The sequence below is a fragment of the Rathayibacter sp. AY1H2 genome, from assembly GCF_002931985.1.
Lineage (GTDB): Bacteria > Actinomycetota > Actinomycetes > Actinomycetales > Microbacteriaceae > Rathayibacter.
Window position 1 is genome coordinate 1 of record NZ_PSUV01000015.1, and the last position, 19,316, is coordinate 19,316.

A 19,316-nucleotide genomic window follows, 5' to 3' on the forward strand; every position below is an offset into this window, starting at 1 on the left:
CCCCTCTTCCCCGCACCCTCCGCCTCCTCCCGCCCGGAGCCCCGCGCATGAGGGTCACCGACACGAGCGACCTGTGGTGGCGCACCGCCGTCTTCTACAACCTCGATGTGAAGACGTTCATGGACTGGGACGACGACGGCGTCGGCGACCTCGAGGGCCTCGTCCACCGGATCGACTACCTGGCCGAGCTCGGCGTCAGCTGCCTCTGGCTCGCGCCGTTCTACCGGTCACCCGGCCGCGACAACGGCTACGACATCAGCGACTTCTACGGAGTGGACGAGCGCTTCGGGCACCACGGCGACGTCGTCGAGGTGATCCGGACCGCCCACGACCGCGGGATGCGGGTGATCGTCGACCTCGTCGTCAACCACACCTCGGACCAGCACCCCTGGTTCCAGGCCGCCCGCTCCTCTCCCGACAGCCCGTACCGCGACTACTACGTCTGGCGCGACGAGCCGCCCGCCGATCAGCCCGCGAACGTGTTCCCGGACGCGGAGGACGGCGTCTGGTTCCGCGACGAGGAGGCGGGCCAGTACTACCTGCACCACTTCTACCGGCACCAGCCCGACCTCAACACCGAGAACCCGGCCGTGCGCGACGAGATCGCGAAGCTCATCGGATTCTGGCTGCAGCTGGGCGTCGACGGCTTCCGGGTCGACGCGGTGCCGTACCTGATCGAGCCCGGCGCCCGCGACGAGCACGAGTGGCTGCGCCTGCTGCGCCGCTTCGTCTCGCGGCGCTCCGGCGAGGCGATGCTGCTGGGCGAGGTCAACGTGACCCGCGAGGAGCAGCTCGGCTTCTTCGGCGGCGAGGACGCGGACGAGCTGTCGATGCAGTTCGACTTCATCGGCAACCAGCGCCTCTACCTCGCGCTGGCCCGGGAGGAGGCGGCGCCGCTCGTCGAGGCGCTCGCGAGCCGCCCCGAGATCTCCGTCGGCAGCCAGTGGGCGAACTTCGCGCGCAACCACGACGAGCTCACCCTCGACCAGCTGAGCGACGACGAGCGCGACGAGGTCTTCGCGGCGTTCGCTCCGGAGCAGTCGCAGCGGATCCACGGGCGCGGCATCGTCCGCCGCCTCCCGCCGATGGTCGACGGCGACCCGCGCCGCGTCCGCCTGGTCCACAGCCTGGTGTTCTCGATGCCCGGGACCCCGGTGCTCTACTACGGCGAGGAGATCGGGATGGGCGAGAACGCCGACATCCCGGGCCGGAGCGCCGTGCGGACCCCGATGCAGTGGAGCAGCGCCGCCAACGGCGGTTTCTCGCGCGCCGACGCCTCCGACCTGATCGCTGCCCCTCCCGGCGGCGGCTTCGGACCCGAGCACGTGAACGCGGCCGCGCAGCTCCAGGATCCGGACTCCCTCCTGGCCCACGTGAAGGGCCTCGCCTGGCTGTACCGGCGGTCGCCGGAGATCGGCTGGGGCGAGTACACGCACCTCCCCTGCGACGAGCCGAGCGTGCTCGCGCACCGGATGTCCGCGTCGACCGGCACGACCGTCGCGGTGCACAATCTGGCGTCGAACCCGCGCACGGCGGACCTGACGCTCCCCGACACCCCCGCCGGGGCGCGGCTGGTCGACTCCCTCGGCGGCGAGTCGCTCCCGCTAGACGAGGACGGCGCCGTGTCGGTGCCCCTCGACGGCTACGGCGCGCGCTGGTTCCGCGTGGTCACGGAGGAGTCGCGCCGGCTGGTCTGAGCGGAGGGGCGGGGCTCTTCTCGACAGTCCAGGAGTCGTCGCAGTCGCGCTCGAGTGCGACGACTACTGGACTCTCGAGGGAGGCGGGGCAGGAACGGAGGACGAAAGCACCCACCGCACGAAACGTTACGCACACCAATCCACAGCATCGTTGACGCCGCTACCCTCCGCCGCCTACCGTGAAGCGCAACGTTTCGCCCCCGCCGCCGCACCAGGAGGATCCGCATGGCCCCCACTCCGCCGAGCCACCGCGTCCTCGCGAGCGGCAGCCGCATCCCCGCCATCGGCGCCGGCACGTTCGGCTCCGACCGCTACGACGCCGAGACCGTCGGCCTCGCGGTCGAGCACTCCCTCCGCGCCGGCTTCCGCCTCCTCGACTGCGCCACCGTCTACGGCAACGAGCCGCGCGTCGGCCGGGCGATCGCCGACTCCGGAGTCGACCGCGACGAGCTCTTCGTCATGTCGAAGATCTGGAACGACGCGCACGAGCCCGCGGCGGCCGTCGCCTCCGTCGAGCGCTCGCTCGCCGACCTCGGCCTCGACGTGCTCGACGCCGTCTTCGTGCACTGGCCCTTCCCGAACCACCACCCGCCGCACGCCGAGACCGACGCGCGCGATCCGCACGCCCGCCCGTACGTCCACGAGGCGTTCCTCGAGACCTGGCGCGCGCTCGAGAGCATGGTCGACCGGGGCCTCGTCCGGCACCTCGGCACCTCCAACGTCACGATCCCCAAGCTCGAGCGGATCCTCGCCGACGTCCGCATCGCCCCGCAGCTGAACGAGATGGAGCTGCACCCCTGCTTCCAGCAGCCGGAGCTGTTCCGCTTCTGCCTCGACCACCGCATCCAGCCGATCGGCTACTCGCCGCTGGGCTCGCCGTCGCGGCCCGAGCGCGACCGGGTGGAGGGCGACATCGTCGACATCGAGCACCCCGCGGTGCGGGCGATCGCCGACGAGCGGGGCGTGCATCCGGCCGTCGTGTGCCTCGCCTGGGCGGTGAACCGCGGCCAGATCCCGATCCCGTTCGCGGTGAAGCCGGAGCAGATCGAGGCGAACCTGGCCGCCGCCTCCCTGGTGCTCACGGCCGAGGAGCAGGAGGCGCTGCGCGGCGCCGAGCGCAACAACCGGCTGATCAAGGGCCAGGTCTTCCTCTGGCCCGGCAGCTCCGGCTGGCTCGACCTGTGGGACGCCGACGGCACGATCCCGGGCTGGAGCGGCTACGGCTCGCCCCGCGCCACCCTGTGACGTGGCCACCTACAAGGACCTGCAGCGGCTGACCGGCCTCTCGCTCTCGACCATCTCGAAGCACTACAACGGGCTCCCCGTGCGCCCCGAGAACCGGGCGGCGATCGAGGCGGCGGCCGCCGAGGTCGGCTTCCGCGTCAACGGCTTCGCGCGCGGCCTGCGCTCGCGGCGCTCCCGCACGGTCGGGGTGCTGCTGCCCGCCCTCGACAACGAGTTCCACCTCTCGATCATCGCGGGCCTCGAGCGGGCCCTGCGCGAGGAGGGCATCGGCGTGCTGGTCGGCGTGAGCCGCCCCGAGCCGGGAGCCGCGGTCGACCTGCTGCTCGAGAAGATGGTCGACGGGATCGTGGCGGTGCCGTCCGCGGGCGACGTCGACGCGCTGCGCCGCGCCTCCGAGCAGGGCACCCCCGTGGTGGCCGTCGACTGGATCGACGACGCACTGGTCACCGATCGCGTCGCGCTCGACAACGCGGGCGCGGGCGCCTCCGCCGCCCGCCACCTCCTCGACCACGGCCACCGCTCGATCGCGGTGCTCGGCGGGGAGGACGGAGTGTCCTCCACCCGGGAGCGGACCGCCGGCTTCCTCGCCGCCCTGGCCGAGCGCGGCGTCCACCCCGCCGCCGACGCCGTGGTGCGCGGCCCGCTGACGGTCGAGAGCGGAGTCGCCGCCGTCGAGCGGATCCTCGCCCTGAGCCCCCGGCCGACCGCCCTGTTCGCGAGCAACCGCGAGCTGACGGTCGGCGCCCTGATCGCCCTCGGCGACTCCGGACTGCGCGTGCCGACGGACCTCTCCGTCGTCGGCTTCGACAACGTCGAGCTGGCCCGCGTGGTCCGCCCGCACCTGACCACGATCGCCCAGCCGACGGAGGCGATCGCCGCCGAGGCCGCCGCCCTCGTCCGCCTCCGCCTCGACTCCGGGGCGGAGCAGCCCGGTCCCCAGGAGCGGAGGCTCCCCGGCCGCCTGCTCGCCGGCTCGTCCGTCGCCCACCTCCACGACCTCTAGGAGCTCCTCTTGCTGACCACGACCCTCCTCCACCCCGAGATCCTGCACGCGCTCGCCCGCGCGGGCCACGGCTCCCGCGTCCTCATCGCCGACGGCAACTACCCCGTCGGCACCACGCTCGGACCGAACTCCGCGCTGGTGCACCTGAACCTCCGGCCCGACATGCTGACCGTCGACGAGATCCTCGACGCCCTGCTCTCGGCGATCGTCGTCGAGGAGGCGACGGTCATGACGCCCGCGCCCGGGATCGACGTCCCCGCGCAGGACGCCTTCCGCCGGTCCCTCGACGGCGTCCCCTTCACCTCGCTCGAGCGGCACGCCTTCTACGCCGAGGCGCGCACCCCTGACGTCGCGCTCACCATCGCCTCGGGCGACCGCCGCATCTACGCGAACCTCATCCTCACGATCGGCGTGCGCCCGGCCGACGCGTCCTGAGCGAGGGGCGGGCGGGGCGTCGTCCCGCCCGACCCCGCTCCCTGAGAGTCCACGAGGCGTTCTCACGGCCGGCATCCCTACTCTGGTCGGCGTGGATCTCGACACCCTCCTCAACATCGGCCTCGTCGTGCTGTTCGTCCTCCTCGGAGGCGTCTTCGCGGGCACCGAGATGGCCATCGTCAGCCTCCGCGAGAGCCAGGTCCGCGCGATCGAGGCCGGCAGCGAGCGCGGCCGGCGCATCGCCGAGCTCGTCCGCAACCCCAACACGTTCCTCTCCGCGGTCCAGATCGGCGTCACGCTCGCCGGCTTCTTCTCCTCGGCGTACGGCGCCTCGACCATCGCGCCCGACCTCGTGCCGCCGCTGCAGTCACTCGGCCTCTCGGCCTCCGCCGCCTCGACCGTCGCCCTGATCCTGATGACCCTCGTCATCGCGTACCTCTCCCTGGTGCTGGGCGAGCTGGTCCCCAAGCGCCTGGCGATGCAGAAGTCCGTCGCGTTCACCAAGGCCCTCGCGCCCCCGCTCAACGCCCTCGCGCGCCTGATGCGCCCCGTGATCTGGCTGCTGTCCGTCTCGACCGACGCCGTCGTCCGCCTCCTCGGCGCCGACCCGCGCGAGAAGGGCGAGAGCGTCTCGGCCGACGAGGTGCGCGACATGATCTCCAGCAACACCGAGATCCACGAGGACAGCCGCCGGCTGCTCACCGACATCTTCCGCGCGGACGACCGCCGCGTCGCCGAGGTGATGCGCCCGCGCCCGGACGTCGACTTCCTCCGCGGCGCGCTCAGCGTGGCCGAGGGCTACGCGGCGGTCCTCGACCAGCCGCACTCGCGCTACCCGGTGGTCGGCGACGACTTCGACGACGTCCTCGGCTTCGTCCACGTGCGCGACCTGATGTCCGCGTTCCCGGAGGCGGGCCGCGCCGGCACCGCGAGCAGCGTCGCCGACATCACCCGCCCGATCCTCGCGGTCCCCGGCACGACGAAGGTGCTCGCGGCCCTGCGCACCATGCGCCAGGACGGCCACCAGATCGCCGTCGTCATCGACGAGTACGGGGGAACCGACGGCATCATCACGCTGGAGGACCTGCTCGAGGAGCTCGTCGGCGAGATCTACGACGAGTACGACGGCGCCCGCCAGGCGGTCGACGCGAAGGCGGCCGAGCAGCTGCACGACGTCGACGGCGGGATGATCCTCGAGGACCTGGCGGAGCAGCTGGGCATCGAGCTGCCCGAGGGTCCGTACGAGACGGTCGGCGGATTCGTCCTCGACCGGATCGGCCGTGTGGCCGTCGTGGGCGACTCCGTGCTCGTCGGCGACCACCTGCTCCGCGTGGCCGAGACGGACCGCTACCGCATCTCGCGGCTGACCCTCGTGCCGCAGCCCGCGTCGGAGCCGAGCCCGTCGACGGCCCCCGCCGTCTGACGGGCGACCGGCCGCGCCTAGGGCAGAGGGCCCTCCACCCAGCGCGTGGCGGCGCGGCCGCGGGCTCCGGGCTGCGCGATCCACAGTCCACCGGCGTGCGGATGACGCGCCCGCTCGTCCGCCGAGAGGTCGCGTGATGCGGAGGTGACGACCGCGATGTCCAGGTCCTCGCCCGCGAAGGCGATGCTGGAGGAGTGCGGGGCGTCGATCCTGATGCCCTCGCCCTCGACCGGGCTGCCGTCGGCCCCGAACACGCGGACGCCGCTCCCGCCCCAGACCGCGACCCACACGCGGCCCACGGCGTCCACGGTCAGTCCGTCGGCGAACACGCCCTCCTCGAGCTCGACGAAGGGCTCGCGCGGGCCGTGCTCGGCGTCCGCGTAGGAGCGGCGGTGGATCACGCCCGACTCGGTGTCGGCCGAGTACAGCACAGAGCCGTCCGGCGAGAAGCCGAGTCCGTTCGAGAGCCGCAGGTCGTCGTCGAGCACGGTGACGGATCCGTCGTGCTCGATGCGCAGCAGGACGTCGTCGCCCGCCGACTCGCCGAGGGTCAGCGAGCCGACCAGGAGGCGCCCCTGCGGGTCGATCGTGCCGTCGTTGAAGCGGTGCCCCTCCTGCAGCAGCTCGGAGCCGCGCGTGAGGGAGCCGTCGACCTCCAGGATCGCGAGCCGTCGGGTCAGCGCGACGAGCGTCCGCCCGTCGCCCAGGGGCAGCGCGGCGCCGACCTGCTCGCCGACGTCGGTGCGCGAGATCGCTCCGATCCCCTCCGCGGTGACGGGGGCGGACAGGACCGCGCCGGCCTCGATGTCGACCCAGGTGAGGCGGGCGGTGTCCGGATCCCAGACGGGCCCCTCGCTGAGGACGTAGGTGGGGGTGCCCGCGGGCGTCGCGTCGATCATGCCTCCACGCTAGGCCGAGGAGGCGGGCGGTGTCAGGCCCCGCGGGACGGATCCGGGCTCGCGTCCACCGCGCCTCGCTCCGCCTCCGGGTGGGCACCGATGCCCGGAATACACCCGCTCGGCGGTCCGTGACAAGGGGTGAATAGCCCGGCGATATGGAGCGGCCCGCGGGTCTAGTGTCGTCTCGCCGCGCTCGGGACAGCGTTCCTCCGCAACGACGCCGGGGCGACAGGAAGGCGCTCGCCATGTCGACATCCACCAGTCCGCGCGGCCCGGTCCGGAGCCTCGTGCCCGCCCGCATCGACAGGCTCCCCTGGACCCGCTTCCACTGGTCGATCGTCGTCGGCCTCGGCTTCTCGTGGGTGCTGGACGGACTCGAGATCCAGATCGTCGCCTCCGCCGGCTTCGCGAAGGAGTTCGGGCTCTCGGCCTTCGAGGTCGGCCTGCTCGGCACGATCTACCTGTGCGGGCAGATCGCGGGCGCCCTGATCTTCGGGCGACTGAGCGACAAGCTCGGGCGGCGCAAGCTGTTCATCCTGACGCTCGTCATCTACCTGGTCGCCAGCGGCCTGGCGGGACTCGCGCCGAACTACGTCTTCCTCGCCGTGTTCCGCTTCTTCGCGGGCATGGGGATCGGCGGCGAGTACGCGGCGATCAACTCCGCGATCGACGAGCTCATCCCCTCCAAGTACCGCGGCCGCGTCGACATCGCGATCAACGGCACGTACTGGGGCGGCGCGGCTCTGGGTTCCGCGGCCAACCTGTTCTTCCTGAACGACGCGCTCTTCGCCGAGAACGTCGGCTGGCGCCTCGGCTTCTTCCTCGGCCCGATCCTCGGACTGGCGATCATCTACCTCCGCCGCCACATCCCCGAGAGCCCCCGCTGGCTGATGACGCACGGCCGCGAGGAGGAGGCGGAGCGCACCGTCGACGAGATCGAGCGCCGAGTGGAGGCGGAGGGCGGCGTGCTCGAGCCTGTCGACGATGCGAAGGCGATCACCGTGAAGGCGACGGAGAGCATCCCGTTCCGCACCATCGCCCGGGTGCTGCTGCGGCAGTACCCGAAGCGGACGCTGGTGGGCGCGACGATGATGATCACCCAGTCGTTCCTCTACAACGCGATCTTCTTCACCTACGCGCTGGTGCTCGAGAACTTCTACGGAGTCGAGCAGAGCGCGATCTCGTACTTCTTCTTCCCGTTCGCGATCGGCAACCTCGTCGGGCCGCTGGTGCTCGGCCACCTGTTCGACGTGTGGGGCCGGCGGAAGATGATCTTCCTCACCTACGGCGTCTCGGGAGCGGTCCTGGCCGTCTCGGCGGTCCTCTTCAGCATGGACGTCCTGACCGCGACGACGCAGACGATCCTCTGGTGCGTGTCGTTCTTCTTCGCCTCCGCCGGAGCCTCGAGCGCCTACCTCACCGTGAGCGAGATCTTCCCGCTCGAGCTGCGCAGCCAGGCGATCTCGTACTTCTTCACCCTCGGCCAGATCGCCGGAGCGGTCGCCCCCGCCCTCTACGGCGCCCTGATCGGCGACGGCAGCGACCGAGGACCGCTGACGATCGGGTACTTCGTCGGCGCCGCCGTGATGATCCTCGGCGGCGTGATCGCCCTGATCTTCGGCGTCGACGCCGAGCGCCGCAGCCTCGAGAGCATCACCGAGCCCCTGTCGACCGTGAAGTCCTGAGGGCGGATCGCCGCCCGCCGGCCGAGCGCCGCCCGGGAGCGGCGTCTCGGAGCCGACGTCTCGGGGCCGGCGTCTCGCAACCGGCCTTCCGGAGCCGACGTGAGTCGGCGTCAGTGGGCCGGGCGGTAGCCGGTCCGGTCGTCGGGGGTGATCGAGCGGAGGACGCGGGCGGGGACGCCGGCGGCGACGGTGAGCGGAGGGACGTCGCGGGTGACGACGCTGCCCGAGCCGATCACGGCCCCGTCGCCGATGGTGACACCCTGGTTGATCGTGACGCCGCCGCCGATCCAGACGCCGTCGCCGACGACGACCGGCTTCGCGGTGCACGCGCCGGCGGCGCGCTCCGCCGGGTCGAGGGCGTGGTTCGACGTGTAGATCGAGACGCGCGGGCCGAACAGCACGTCGTCGCCGATCGTGATGGGGGCGCCGTCGAGCAGGATGCAGTCGAAGTTCGCGTAGAAGCGGTCGCCGATCGTGATGTTGAACCCGAACTCGCACCGGAACGTCGGCTCGAGGTGCGCGTCCGCGCCCACCGAGGCGACGAGCTCGCGGAGCAGAGCCTCCCGCTCGACCGGGGGACGCCCGAAGCTCGCGTTGTACGCGTTCGAGGCGAGGACCGCCCGCTCACGCGCGGCGACGAGCTCGGGGGTCATGTCGTCGTACACGGCGCCGGTCAGGATGTGCGCGCGCTGGTCCTCGAGGGTCATCGTCGTCCGTTCGTCGGTGTCGGCGCCCCGACGGGCGCCCGCGCCCACGCTACGGGGCCGCCGCGCGCCGGGACACCGCCTCCTCCGCCGACGCACCGCTCCTGCCGCGGCGTCTCGATGACGGAGCGGCGTCTCGGCGGCATCCCGCAGCAGGAGCGGCACCTCGGCGCCGCCGCGCCCCCGCCGCGCAGCAGGCGTCAGCCCACGTGCACGCCCGGCCGGCGGTCGCGGCGGGACTCCGCGCGGCGGAGGACCTCGCGGGTGACGGGGGCGACCTCGCCGGTGCCGGTGATGAGGAAGCGGAACATGTTCGAGATGGGGCCGCCCTCGGTCCACTCGAAGTAGACGTCCGGGATCACGCCGGTGAGGTCGCGGATCTCGAGCAGCACCGTGGCGATGGTGTTCGGGATGTTGCCGCTGGTCACCGTGAGCACGCGGAAGCCGTGGCAGACGCGGCCCTGCACGACCAGGTCCTCCTCGAAGTCGGAGGAGTCGGTGGTGTGCACCTCGAGGAAGAGCACCGGGCCGCGCATCGGCAGGTTGCTGTCGCGCTGCTCCTCCGCCAGCTTGTCCCGGTACTCCGCCTCGGAGCCGTCGTCGGGCTCGTTCGCGAGGATGCGGATCACGCCGTAGTCGTCGGCGTCCGTGGTGAGGAAGTCGATCGCGGCGGCGTCGAACACCACGGAGGTGGCGCGCAGCTGGAACGAGCGGTGCACGCGCGAGACGAGCGAGACCGCGAGGATGCCGACGATGAAGACCGCCGCGATCCTCACGCCGTCGGGCCTCTCGACCACGTTCACGACCGTCGTGTAGACGAAGACCAGCGCGATGACCGCGAAGCCCACGGCGCGCTTGCGCTGCTTCCTGCGCTTCGCCGAGAGGAACACGGCGACGGACGCGGAGGTGATCAGCACCAGCACGCCGGTCGCGTAGGCGCCGCCCTGCGCGTCGACGTCGGCGCGGAAGAGGATCGTGATGACGAAGGCGACGACGGTGAAGACCAGCACGAGCGGACGGACGGCGCCGGCCCACTGCGGCGCCATGCCGTAGCGGGGCAGGTAGCGCGGGACGATGTTGAGCAGGCCGGCCAGCGCGGAGGCGCCCGCGAACCAGAGGATGCAGATCGTCGCGATGTCGTAGACCGTGCCGAAGCCCTCGCCGAGGTACTCGTGCGCGAGGTAGGCCAGCGCGCGGCCGTTGGCCTCGCCGCCCGGCTGGAACTGCGCCTGCGGGATGAGCAGCGTGGTGACGAAGCTCGAGGTGATGAGGAACGCCGACATCGTGACGGCGGCGGTGATGAGCAGCCGCTTCGCCCCGCGGATGCGGCCGACCGGGGCGTCCTCGGTGTCGCCCGCGTCGCCGCGGATCTGCGGCATGACCGCGACCCCGGTCTCGAAGCCGGAGAGCCCGAGCGCGAGCTTGGGGAACACGATGAGCGCGATGCCGACCATGACCAGCGGATTCCCGTGCTGGGTCGTGAGCGCCGACCACCAGTCGCCGATGACGACGGGGTTCTCGGCCACGTGCCCGATCGCCACGGCGATCACGATCGCGTTGAGCAGGAGGAACACGGCCACGAGCACGACCGCGATCGAGATGGCCTCGCGGAACCCGCGCAGGAACACGATCCCCAGCAGGGCGATCAGCCCCAGCGTGAGCGGCACCTCCGCCCCGTGGAACCAGGCGGGAGCGAACGGGTTCTCGACCGCGTGCGCCGTCGCGTCGGCCGCCGAGAGGGTGATCGTGATCATGAAGTCGGTGGCCGCGAACCCCAGCAGCACGAGCACGAAGAGCTTGCCGCCCCACCAGGGCAGCAGGCGCTCGAGCATCGCGATCGACCCCTCGCCGCGGAAGCTCTCGCGGGCCACGCGGCGGTAGACGGGGAGCGCGCCGAGGAGCGTCAGCACCACCAGGACGATCGTCGCGAGCGGAGAGACCAGGCCCGCGGCGAGCGCCGCGATCGCCGGCTGGTAGCCGAGGGTGGAGAAGTAGTCGACGCCCGTGAGGCACATGACGCGCCACCACGAGTGCGTCCTGCCGGTGGCCGCGTGGGGGCCGGGGTGCGCTCCGGAGTCGTCGCGGAGGCCCTCGAGGAGCCACGCCTTCACCCCGCCCGCGCGCGCGGAGGAGAGAGGGGAGGGTTCGAGGGCGTCGGGGTCGCCACGGACGACGGAAGAGGTCACTGGATGTTTCTACTCGCCGTGAGGAGCGCGCCCGCCCGGAATGAGCGGATCCTCACGCTTTCCTCACGGGTAATCGGCTGGGGAGGGACGTCGGCGCGCGATCCCGGGTCGTGAGGGGGTCGTGAGCGTCGCGCGAGCGGACCGTGCGGATCGGCCCGCTACGCGTCCGCGTTCCGTCAGGATCCCCTTCCACCCGCCGTCGCGGGCCGACGATGGCGCTCGTGCACCTGCTCGTCCGCCTCCTCGACGCCGGTCCCCGCTGGGGCCGCCACACCGTCGGCGCGAGCCGGTACGGCGTCGTCCGGAGCGAGCTCGTGGTCTTCGCACCCGGCACCTCCGTCGAGGAGCGGAGGCGCCTCCGCCTGCACGCGGCCGGTCCGCAGCTGGTCGTGGCCGTGACGGCCGCCGGCGCCGTCGGGACGCTCGCGCTCGATCGGCTGCCGCTCGTCCTGCTGGCCGCGCTCGCCCTGCCGACCGCGTCGCTCCTGCTCCTCTCGGCCCGCTCGACCCGCCGCCTCCGCCGGGCCTGCGCCCGCCGGCTCGTGATCGCGGACGTCGACTCCCCCGCCGTCGCCGAGCAGGCGGCGATCGCGGCCGTGCTGCGGCGGGCCGACCGGCTGCTCGACGCCGGCGTCCTCACTCCGCTCGAGCACGAGGAGGTGTGGGCCTGCGCCCACGACCGGGTCGCGGGCCGCGTGGCTGACCGCCGCTCCCAGCCCCGGGCGGGAGGATCGGGGACGTCCGCCACCGATGGGAGCCCCTCATGACCACACCGCGCCGCGCACTGATCCTCGTCGACGTGCAGCAGGAGTACTTCAGCGGTCCGCTCGAGATCCAGTACCCGCCGCACGCGCAGTCGCTGCCGAGGATCGCCGCCGCCCTCGACTCCGCCGCCGCGGCGGGCCTCCCGATCGCCGTCGTCCAGCACAGCGCGGGCGAGGGAGCGCTGATCTTCGACCCGTCGGGTCCGTCCTTCGCCCTGCACCCGGAGATCGAGAAGCGCCGCTCGGACTCGTGGAAGAACGTCACGAAGCAGTTCGGCACGGTCTTCGCGGGGACCGACCTGCTCGACTGGCTCCGCGAGCACGACGTCGACACGATCACCCTCGTCGGCTACATGACCAACAACTGCATCCTCGCCTCGGCCGCCGAGGCCGAGACGCACGGGCTCCGCGCCGAGGTCCTCTCGGACGCGACGGGCGCGATCGCGATCGCGAACGACGCGGGCTCGATCGACGCGCACTCCCTGCACACCACGCTGATGGCGCTGCTCAACTCGAACTTCGCCGCCGTCGCCCCGACCACGGTCTGGATCTCGGCGCTGAAGGGCGAGTACACCCTCCCCATGAGCAGCCTGCCCGAGTCGGCGACGGCGGGCGCCGCTCTCTGACGGGCACTCCTCCGGACGGATCGGCCGGCTCTACTCTCGGTGCATGGCCCTTCTGCACCGTGCGACGATCACCCCCGGGAAGCTCGAGATCATGGAGGCATGGGCGCCGACGCAGCCCTGGTGCGAGGGCGGCGGATTCACGCTGCTCGGCGCCTACCGGTTCGACGACCCCGATGGCGAGGTGGGAGTGGAGACGCTGATCGTCCAGTCGACCGGGCAGCCGCCGCTCCAGGTGCCGCTGACCTACCGCGGCTCGCCTCTCGCCGGCGGTGACGCGCATCTCCTCGCGACAGTCGAGCACACCGTCCTCGGTCGTCGCTGGGTCTACGACGGTGCCGGCGACCCCGTCGCGATCGCCGCCTTCGCCACGGCGATCCGCACCGGCGCCCGGGAGGTCGAGCAGCATTTCGAGGAGGACGGGCAGCGCATCGTCCGCCCGCCGACCGCGACGGTGCAGGGCAGCGGATCAGGCGCCGGAGCGTCCGGGCCGCCGTCGACGGTGCTCGTCCGCAGCGACGCACGGACCACCACGACCTCGGCCGACGGTCTGACTCTCGTCCTCGCGCGGGTCCTCGCGCCGCCGTTCCTCGAGGGCGAGGAGCGGCTGACCGGCAGGTGGAGCGAGGCGCTCCCCGTCACCCTCGCCGTCCTGGCCTGAACCGGCTCCGGTGGTCCGCCGCCCTCCGTCGCCCGGGTCGTGGGCGACGGACGGCGGCGCGCTCCGGGAGGACCTGCTCAGTGGCCGCGCAGTGCCGCGACGGTCCGAGTGGGACTAGTCGTTCAGGTGCGCGATGGCGTAGTCGGCCTCGTCGCTCGTGAACTGCTCCCCGTACTCGCTGGTCAGCTGGTCGCGGATGGCCTCCGGCGCCATCGCCATCTGGGCCTGGTAGTCCTTGGCCTTCGCCAGCGCGTTGGCGTTCCAGTCGGCGGAGACGGTGTCCACCGCGTACTGCGCGGCCTCGGGCGAGAACTGCTCCCCGTACTCGGAGGTGAGCTGGCCGTACAGGCCCGCCTTGCTCATGTGGAGCATCTCGGAGTAGCTCTGCGCCTTGATGAGTGCCGAGGCGAACTCGGGCGAGACCTGCGCAGCAGCCGCCGTCTCGACAGGCGCCGGGGCAGGGGCGACCGTCTCGACGGGTGCGGGCTCCGCCGTCTCGACGGGTGCGGGCTCCGCCGTCTCGACGACCTCCGCCTCCTCCGTGGCCGGCACGACGGGAGCGGTCGTGGGCTCGGACGACTCGACGATCACGGCCGCCGGGCGGTCGCTCGAGGCGGAGTTCACGGCGGCTCCGAAGCCGATCGTCGTCAGGAGCGAGGCGAGGACGGCCAGACCGCCGAGGACGACGCCGGTGATCGACATCGCCTTCGACTGACCGCGGCGGAGGGCGAGGATGCCCAGGACGACGGCGGCGATCCCGACGAGTGCTCCGAAGACCGGCACGAGGCCGACGAGGAACGCGACGATGCCGACGACGAGTGCGGCGATGGCGAGGCCGGCCGGGCCGGTCGCGCGGGGGCGTGGAGGGAGGGTCGCCGTGCCGTAGGCGGGGCCTGCGGCGGGTTGGTCGGGGGACGAGGGCGGGGTGTTCTCCGGCGGGAGAGGTGTGCTCATCGCGCGAGTATCGCAGAGCGGCGACGGCCTGCCGCGACATCGAGACGTCCCGTCTCAACACGTCCCTCCCCCTCCCGCGGGATGCCGTTCGGGCACGCCGGACACAGCGCGTCGCGGACCGGAACGGCATCTCGCGGAGGGAGGGAGGACGGTGCGCCTCAGCGCAGCGACTCGAGCACGGCCTCCAGCTCGTCGACGGCGAAGTCGATCTCGGCGGCGGTGACCACGAGCGGCGGCGCCAGGCGGATCGTCGAGCCGTGCGTGTCCTTGGCCAGCACTCCGCGGGCCATCAGAGCCTCGCAGACGGCGCGGCCCGAGGCGAGCCGCGGGTCGATGTCGATGCCTGCCCAGAGTCCGGCGCCGCGGACAGCGACCACTCCGCGGCCGACCAGCGCCTCGAGGCGGGCGTGCAACTGCGCGCCGCGCTCGCGGGCCAGGGCCTGGTACTCGCCGGTCGCGAGCATCTCGACGACCGCGAGGCCGACGGCCGCGGCGAGCGGGTTGCCGCCGAAGGTGGAGCCGTGCTGGCCCGGCTGCAGGACGCCGAGCACGTCGGCGTCCGCGACCACGGCCGAGACGGGGACGATGCCGCCGCCGAGCGCCTTGCCGAGCAGGTAGACGTCGGGGACGACTCCGACCAGGTCGCAGGCGAAGGTGGCGCCGGTGCGGCCGAGGCCGGACTGGATCTCGTCGGCGATGAAGAGGACGTTGCGGCGCGCGGTGATCTCGCGGACGGCCGGGAGGTAGTCGGCCGGCGGCACGACGATGCCCGCCTCGCCCTGGATCGGCTCGATCAGCACCGCCACGGTGTCGTCGTCGATCGCGGCCTCGAGGGCTTCCGCGTCGCCGAACGGGACCGTGCGGAATCCGGGCGTGAACGGGGCGAAGCCGTCGCGCGCCTCCGCGTCGTCGCTGAACGAGATGATCGTGGTCGTGCGACCGTGGAAGTTGCCCGCCGCGACGATGATGTTCGCCCGGCCCGGAGCGACGCCCTTGACCCGGTAGCCCCAGGCGCGGGCGACCTTGATGCCCGACTCGACCGCCTCCGCGCCCGTGTTCATCGGCAGGACCATGTCCTTGCCGGCGAGCGCGGCGAGCGCCGTGACGAACGGGCCGAGGCGGTCGTTGTGGAACGCGCGGCTGGTCAGGGTGACGCGGCCGAGCTGCTCGCGGGCCGCCTCCAGAAGCACCGGGTGCGAGTGGCCGAAGTTCACGGCGGAGTAGGCGGCGAGGCAGTCGAGGTAGCGGACGCCCTCGACGTCGGTGATCCAGGCGCCCTCGCCGGTGGCCGCGACGACGGGCAGCGGGTGGTAGTTGTGGGCGGCGTGCTCCTCCTCCGCGGCGATGAGGGCGGCGGAGCGGGCGGTGTCGGTGTCGGTGATGCTCATGTCGTTCCTCCTGAGGGGACGATCGACTCTCCAGGAGTCGTCGCACTCGGCGTCGAGTGCGACGGATCGTGGACAGTGGAGGGTGGGTCGGCGCTGCGGGTCGCCGACCACGGGGAGTGGGTCAGCGGCGCAGCTCGAGCGTGCAGCACTTCACGCCGCCGCCGCCGAGCAGCAGCTCGGACAGGTCGACGCCGATCGGGTTGTAGCCGCGCTCGCGCAGCTGGCGCTCGAAGCCCGTCGCGCGGGACGCGATGACGACGTTGAGGCCGTCGGAGAAGGAGTTGAGCCCGAGCACGGACGCGTCCTCCTCCGAGACGAGGATCGCGTCGGGGTAGAGCTCGCGGAGGGTGCGGTTGCCCTCCTCGCTGAACGCGCTCGGAAGGTAGGCGATGTTCGTGTCGTCGAGCACGGCGATCGCTGTGTCGAGGTGGTAGAACGACGGGTTCACGAGCTCGAGCGTGACGACCTCGCGGCCGAAGACGCGGGCGACCTCGGCGTGCGAGTCGGAGGCGGAGCGGAAGCCCGTGCCGGCGAGGATCCGCTCGCCGACGAGGAGGAAGTCGCCCTCGCCCTCGTTGACCTCCTCGGGGACGCGGACGTCGAAGCCGGCCGAGCGGAACCAGTCCATGTACGCCCGGCCCTCGGGCTGGCGCTCGGGGTAGGTGAAGGAGGCACCGTAGGCGATGCCGTCGATCACGAATCCGCCGTTGGCCGCGTAGACCATGTCCGGCAGTCCGGCCTCGGGCTCGATCAGCTCGATGGTGAAGCCCAGATCGGCGTAGGTGTCGTAGAGGGTCCGCCACTGCCGGACGGCGAGGGAGGTGTCGGTGGGGACCTGCGGGTCCATCCACGGATTGATGCGGTAGACGACGGTGAAGTGCTCGGGACGGCACATCAGGATCGTCTTCGCGACGGGGGTTCGGGCGGGTGCCTCGGCGAGCACGGCGGTATCGGTCATTCGAGTCCTCCTGCGAAAGGATGCGGATGAGCGGACCGGGTCCAGTGGCTCCGTGCCCCGCGCATGACGCAGCGGGATGGAGCACGCTCGCGCCCAGTCTTGCACGCGCCGATCGTGCGGTTCTCGCCGTGGGGCGCACGGAACGCGCGTGGACAGCAGGTGCGGCGCGGGAAACCGCCGCGGCTCTCGCGCGGGGCGCTGTGATGCCGTCGCGGCTCCTTTCTCTCGCCCTCAGGCAGGGGCTTTCGAAGGGACGTCGTTGCGCCTCTCGGGGAGAAGGCCTTCTCCCTCTCGCCTGTCATCGCGCTGATGACATCTGTCGAATCCGTCGAATTCCGCCCTGAATGGGGGACTTAGTGCAGCGATAAGCGGCATGGGACGATCCCTCCGGCCCGACAGTCGTCGGCCTTCTCGCTCCGACGAATCCGGATGCCCTCCTCCATGCGAACGAAGACCCTCAGCGTCTCCCTTTTCCTCGCCCTGCTCCTCTCCCTCTTCGTCGCGACCCCGGCCCAGGCCGCAGGATCGCCGGCCGCGCCGACGAACGTGACCGTGACCGACAACGACTGCACCGATGCGGTCACCGTCTCCTGGACGCCGTCCGCGTCGGCGACGGCCGGATATCGGATCCACGTATATGCCAGAGATACGGACTACTACGGCGAGGGCTACTACAGCACTTACTCGCTGAGTCTCATCGAGACGGGACGGACCACGAACGCGACGCTCGATCTCCCCCGTTCGTACGACGACTACTACTTCCAGGTGTCCAGCGTGTCCGACTTCCGCGCACCCTTCACGGGCGGCGCGGACGGCGAACCGCTCGCCGCATCTTCCAGTCAGAGCGCGCCCATCGAGGCAACGTTCCGCCACTTCTGGAACGTTCCCGCACCCGGCAACGTGAGCGTCGCGGCGGACCCGTCCGTCTATCTCGCATCCGCCCGCTGGGCGCGACCGGCCGCGAACGGCCAAGCCTGCAACTTCGACGAGTACCACTACACGATCGACGATCTCTCGTCGTCCGACGACCCGTCCGACCACGGCTACTTCGACGGCAGCATCCCCGTCTCGGACGCGTCCATCGACTTCCCCTACCTGCCTGTCCACAGGTACGAGTTCTGCATCTGGGCGTCTTCGCAGGACGAGCGATCCTACGATTCGGAATACCGCTCCTATTCCGACTCCCCTGTCTCCTGCACCTCGTTCGGAGCCGAGCCGTCGGCCCCGGATGCGCCGGGCGGGCTTCGCGCCTACCCGTCGGGCACCTCCATCACCCTTACCTGGAATCCCACGTACTACGACGGCGGCAGCCCCATCACGGGCTACAGAGTCAGCCGCAACGGCACCGACGCGGCCGGCAGCGGCCCCTGGTCGACCGTCGTCTCGGCCGACCGCCGCTCGCAGACCTTCACGAACCTCCGGCCCAACACGTCCTACACCTTCACCGTCCAGGCCATCAACGCGCTCGGCACCAGTTCCCCGACGACCTTCGTCCAGACCGCTGACCCCTACGTCGCCCCCTCCGTTCCCACGCGCGTCGCCGGCACCACGAACGACAGCGTGCGATCCGCGACGATCTCCTGGGCGCCTCCGGAGTCGGCCGGCAACCCGGCGATCACCGGCTACCGCGTCTCGCGCAACGGCGTCGACAACGCGGGCGCCGGTCCGTGGTCGACGACGGTCGCCGCCACCGCACGCTCCTTCACGTTCACGCACCTGGCGGCGGGCGCCACCTACACGATGAGCGTCAGCGCTATCAATGCCGGAGGCGACAGCGGGGCGGCATCGACCGTCGTGCGCATCGGCGGCACCGCCCTCACCGCCGCGACTCCGACCGTCACCGGCACCGCCACGGTCGGCTCGACGCTCACGGCGAGCGCCGGCACCTGGGGCCCCTCCCCCGTGGCCCTCGCCTACCAGTGGCGTGCGAACGGCACCGCGATCAGCGGGGCGACCGGCACCACGTACCGTCCGGTCGCGGGCGACGCGGGCAGGGTGATCACCGTCGCCGTCACGGGCTCGAAGTCGGGCTACGTCTCGACGACACGGGTCTCCTCCGGGACCGCTGCCGTGACCGGCGGCGCGATCACCGCTGCGACGCCGACCATCAGCGGCACGGCGAAGGTCGGCTCGACCCTCACCGCGAAGCCCGGCACCTGGGGTCCCTCCCCCGTCGCCCTCGCCTACCAGTGGAAGGCGAACGGTACCGCTCTGAGCGGGGCGACGTCCGCGACGTACACGCCGACCGGCGCCACTCTCGGGAAGACGATCACTGTGACGGTCACGGGGTCGAAGTCCGGATTCACCGCTGTGACGAAGACCTCCGCGAAGACGAGCGCCGTGGTGGCGGGCACCCTCTCCGCCGCGACCCCGACGATCACCGGCACCGCGAAGGTCGGCTCCACCCTGACCGCCAAGCCGGGCACGTGGGGACCCTCGCCGGTGGCCCTCACCTACCAGTGGAAGGCGAACGGCACCGCGATCTCCGGGGCGACCTCCGCCACCTACAAGCCGACCAGCGCCACGGTGGGGAAGAAGATCACGGTGACCGTCACCGGCAAGAAGGCCGACTACACGACGGCGACGCGCACCTCCGCCGCCACCGCAGCGGTCGTCAAGTAGGGGATCCGACCCGGGTCGCCGGGGGAGCCTGCTCGCGCGGACTCCTCCGGCGGCCCCGGGAATCCACCA

Annotated in this window: 16 protein-coding genes; 10 read left to right on the forward strand and 6 right to left on the reverse strand. The window is 71.9% G+C overall.

The genetic code is table 11. The annotated features are described in order from the left end of the window. Positions 1-47 precede the first annotated feature (47 nt). The 5 genes from C5C29_RS11585 to C5C29_RS11605 all read left to right on the forward strand — a co-directional run bounded on the left by C5C29_RS11585 (position 48) and on the right by C5C29_RS11605 (position 5,803). Entirely contained in the window at positions 48-1,697 is a 1,650-nt protein-coding gene (locus tag C5C29_RS11585) for an alpha-amylase family protein (RefSeq protein WP_104308406.1), read from the forward strand. 225 nt (positions 1,698-1,922) lie between these two features. Then, entirely contained in the window at positions 1,923-2,942 is a 1,020-nt protein-coding gene (locus tag C5C29_RS11590) for an aldo/keto reductase (protein WP_104225078.1), read from the forward strand. Position 2,943: 1 nt separating this feature from the next. Beyond that, positions 2,944-3,945: a LacI family DNA-binding transcriptional regulator gene (locus C5C29_RS11595; protein WP_104225079.1), complete on the forward strand. Its 1,002-nt coding sequence runs from the start codon at positions 2,944-2,946 to the stop codon at positions 3,943-3,945. A gap of 9 nt (positions 3,946-3,954) precedes the next feature. Continuing rightward, positions 3,955-4,380, forward strand: a complete 426-nt coding sequence (locus C5C29_RS11600) for an RbsD/FucU family protein (RefSeq protein WP_104225080.1) — start codon at positions 3,955-3,957, stop codon at positions 4,378-4,380. Positions 4,381-4,471: 91 nt separating this feature from the next. Beyond that, complete coding sequence (locus C5C29_RS11605; protein ID WP_104225081.1) at positions 4,472-5,803, forward strand: hemolysin family protein; 1,332 nt, start codon at positions 4,472-4,474, stop codon at positions 5,801-5,803. A gap of 17 nt (positions 5,804-5,820) precedes the next feature. Here the strand turns inward: C5C29_RS11605 and C5C29_RS11610 are convergent, their stop codons facing one another. Next, positions 5,821-6,702, reverse strand: a complete 882-nt coding sequence (locus tag C5C29_RS11610; protein WP_104225082.1) for an SMP-30/gluconolactonase/LRE family protein — start codon at positions 6,700-6,702, stop codon at positions 5,821-5,823. 245 nt (positions 6,703-6,947) lie between these two features. On the opposite strand from C5C29_RS11610, the gene C5C29_RS11615 reads away from it, so the two are divergent. Then, positions 6,948-8,387: an MFS transporter gene (locus C5C29_RS11615; protein WP_104225083.1), complete on the forward strand. Its 1,440-nt coding sequence runs from the start codon at positions 6,948-6,950 to the stop codon at positions 8,385-8,387. Between the two features lie 110 nt (positions 8,388-8,497). Here the strand turns inward: C5C29_RS11615 and C5C29_RS17590 are convergent, their stop codons facing one another. Both C5C29_RS17590 and C5C29_RS11625 read right to left on the reverse strand, forming a co-directional pair. Next, the gene (locus tag C5C29_RS17590) at positions 8,498-9,094 is read right to left on the reverse strand and encodes a sugar O-acetyltransferase (protein WP_104225087.1); all 597 of its coding nucleotides are present in this window, start codon (positions 9,092-9,094) and stop codon (positions 8,498-8,500) included. A 197-nt stretch (positions 9,095-9,291) separates the two neighbouring features. After that, the gene (locus C5C29_RS11625) at positions 9,292-11,277 is read right to left on the reverse strand and encodes an amino acid permease (protein WP_374953067.1); all 1,986 of its coding nucleotides are present in this window, start codon (positions 11,275-11,277) and stop codon (positions 9,292-9,294) included. Between the two features lie 221 nt (positions 11,278-11,498). On the opposite strand from C5C29_RS11625, the gene C5C29_RS11630 reads away from it, so the two are divergent. The 3 genes from C5C29_RS11630 to C5C29_RS11640 are packed head-to-tail and all read left to right on the forward strand — an operon-like array spanning position 11,499 to position 13,325. After that, positions 11,499-12,044, forward strand: a complete 546-nt coding sequence (locus C5C29_RS11630) for a DUF6611 family protein (protein ID WP_146076989.1) — start codon at positions 11,499-11,501, stop codon at positions 12,042-12,044. After that, entirely contained in the window at positions 12,041-12,667 is a 627-nt protein-coding gene (locus C5C29_RS11635) for an isochorismatase family protein (RefSeq protein ID WP_104225085.1), read from the forward strand. Before C5C29_RS11630 ends, C5C29_RS11635 begins: the two co-directional genes overlap by 4 nt. Positions 12,668-12,710: 43 nt before the next feature. Further along, complete coding sequence (locus tag C5C29_RS11640) at positions 12,711-13,325, forward strand: hypothetical protein (RefSeq protein WP_104225086.1); 615 nt, start codon at positions 12,711-12,713, stop codon at positions 13,323-13,325. Positions 13,326-13,439: 114 nt separating this feature from the next. Here C5C29_RS11640 and C5C29_RS11645 read toward each other — a convergent pair whose 3' ends face one another. From C5C29_RS11645 to ddaH, 3 genes are all read right to left on the reverse strand, one after another. Further along, the gene (locus C5C29_RS11645; RefSeq protein ID WP_104292544.1) at positions 13,440-14,279 is read right to left on the reverse strand and encodes an Ltp family lipoprotein; all 840 of its coding nucleotides are present in this window, start codon (positions 14,277-14,279) and stop codon (positions 13,440-13,442) included. Between the two features lie 158 nt (positions 14,280-14,437). Beyond that, complete coding sequence (rocD, locus tag C5C29_RS11650) at positions 14,438-15,667, reverse strand: ornithine--oxo-acid transaminase (protein ID WP_181065570.1); 1,230 nt, start codon at positions 15,665-15,667, stop codon at positions 14,438-14,440. Between the two features lie 121 nt (positions 15,668-15,788). Next, positions 15,789-16,625, reverse strand: a complete 837-nt coding sequence (gene ddaH, locus C5C29_RS11655; RefSeq protein WP_104223737.1) for a dimethylargininase — start codon at positions 16,623-16,625, stop codon at positions 15,789-15,791. Positions 16,626-17,066: 441 nt separating this feature from the next. Between ddaH and C5C29_RS11660 the strand changes: the two genes are divergently transcribed. After that, positions 17,067-19,247, forward strand: coding sequence for a fibronectin type III domain-containing protein (locus C5C29_RS11660; RefSeq protein ID WP_181128821.1), 2,181 nt, complete (start codon positions 17,067-17,069; stop codon positions 19,245-19,247). Positions 19,248-19,316: the final 69 nt, after the last annotated feature.